At 71.0% G+C, this 2,098-nt stretch carries 1 protein-coding gene and 1 pseudogene; both read left to right on the top strand.

What is annotated here, in order from left to right:
- Positions 1–622 (top strand): hypothetical protein (locus tag AB0G02_RS36705; protein ID WP_360804046.1); only part of this gene is annotated, 622 nt, incomplete at its 5' end.
- A gap of 30 nt (positions 623–652) precedes the next feature.
- Positions 653–2,098, top strand: a pseudogene (locus AB0G02_RS36700) (hypothetical protein); the annotation flags it as partial.

Here is a 2,098-nt window from a genome sequence, read left to right as displayed (position 1 = left end):
AGCTCACCCGATGAAGCTCGACTGGGACCGGGTCGACGACGCCGTCCCCTACACCGGCGACACGACGCCGCCGACGAGCACCTACGCCGGCGACACGCCTGATCTGGACGGCAGCGTCCCGCAGCCACCTCGGACGACCGGCCCCACCGGCGCCACCGTGGTCAACACCGAGGCGCTCAAGACGTTCGCGCGCAACCTCCGCCGGCTCAAGGAGCTGCTGGTGGAGGCGTTGGACAAGGTGCGGAGGATCCAGCTCGCCCCCGGGGCGTTCTACCACGCCGGTCAGCTGGTGGGGAAGGTCACCGGGCCCGGTGGCCTGGCGCCCTCGGTCGAGGAGTTCCTGCTCAAGGCGATCGACGCGCTGGAGGTCACGGCGCTGGACCTGGAGCGGCTCGCCCACGACTACGACACCACCGAAGAGCTCAACGGCCTCACGGCGGTGAAGCTCGACGAGCACATCCAGGACGCGATGGCCTACATCGGCAAGACCACCGGGCTCCAGGTCAACGGCCTGGGCGAGGGGAGCTTCGACCCGACGCAGCTCGGCCTGGACCGCGGGGCCACCGGCGGCGCTGGTGGCGAGACCACCGACCCGGACGCCGATCCGGACGCCAAGGACTGACCCACCAGGACGAGCTGAAGGCGATCGAGGATGCCCGACTCGGAAGAGACACCGTCAGAGCCCGTCAACGGGACGGTCCACGACCCCAAGACCGACGGCGTCTACGGCGTCGGCGACGGCACCGGAGAAGGGTCGCCGGCGGACTACGACACCATGGACTGGAAGCAGATCCAGGCCGTGATCACGGGTGCGGCGGCGGTCGGCAAGACCGACTCCGACGGTCGTCCGATCGACCGGGTGTCCATCGAGCAGCGCATGGAGACGGTGTCCAACCCCGCGTCCCTGTGGAACGCCGCGGAGGACCTGCGCTGGGTGCAGGAGGCGCTGAAGGCGGTCGGCGTCAACCTGGAGCAGCAGGTCAAGTCCCTCACCGGCGAGGACGGGCCCTGGCGGGGCGAGGCGTCCGAGGCGTTCCAGACGCTGATGAAGCCCCTCACCGACGCGTTCCGCTACGCCGCCGAGCAGATCGCGGGCGGTCCGGCGGGCACGCAGTCGGCCCCACAGCAGTTGTGGGCGGCCGGTGACTACCTGGACTGGGCCCGCCGGACCGTCTGGGAGATCAACCGCCACTACTCCGCCGAGATCGCCCGGATCGCGAACGCCTACAACGGGGTCGAGACGCAGTTCGACCACCGGACCGGGCAGCCGGTGATCGAACCCCGGTCGGGCGAGGAAGGCCACATCCGGTTCCGGATGGACAACGGCAACATCTGGATCAACTGGAACCAGCAGGTCGTCACCATGATGAGCAACGACATGCGCAAGGTGCTCAAGACGTTGGCGGCCGAGTACGACAGCGTCACCCTCCAGGTGGAGCCCCGGCCGGTCGTGACGCCGAAGGGGGACGGCAACCTGGGCAACCTGCCCAACCCGCTCGGCAACGGCGGCTCGGGCGGTCCGAACGACGACGACTACAAGGACTTCGTCGACCGGCTCCTCAACCGCGACGGCCCGAACACGCCGGACTGGGACGAGCTGTTCAACCGGACGGACCCCGGTGACGGCTCCAACACGCCGGACTGGGACGAGCTGTTCAACCGGACCGACCCCGGCGACGGTTCCAGTGGCCCGGGCCTGGAGATCCCCAACGCGGCGGACATCGAACTGCCGCCCGGGACCGACAAGACCGTGGACGGCGCACCTCCCGGCATCAACGACTTCGGGGGCATCACCCCTCCTCCGGGAGCCGACATCCCCGACCTGAGCGGTTCGGGGCAGCCGGGTCCTCTCACGCCCTTCAACCCCGGAGAACTGCCGGGAGGCGCCCCGCTGCCCGGGCTGGACGGCCTCGGACCCGGCGCCCAGATCCCACCGCTGCCCGACCCGGCCGGGTTCACGCCCGGGGAGTTCGGCTCGGGCGCGCCGGGAGGGCTGCCGGGCGGCATCCCGCTGCCCACCCTGCCCGGTGGCCTTCCGTCGCCCGCCACCGGCGGCGTCCCCCGACCCGCGTCGTTCACCCCGACCGGCGGTCCGGGC

The sequence above is a fragment of the Actinosynnema sp. NPDC023658 genome (assembly GCF_040639995.1).
Taxonomy (GTDB): Bacteria; Actinomycetota; Actinomycetes; order Mycobacteriales; family Pseudonocardiaceae; genus Actinosynnema.
The sequence above is the reverse complement of the archived record's forward strand: the minus strand, read 5'-3'. Positions and strand labels throughout refer to the sequence as shown.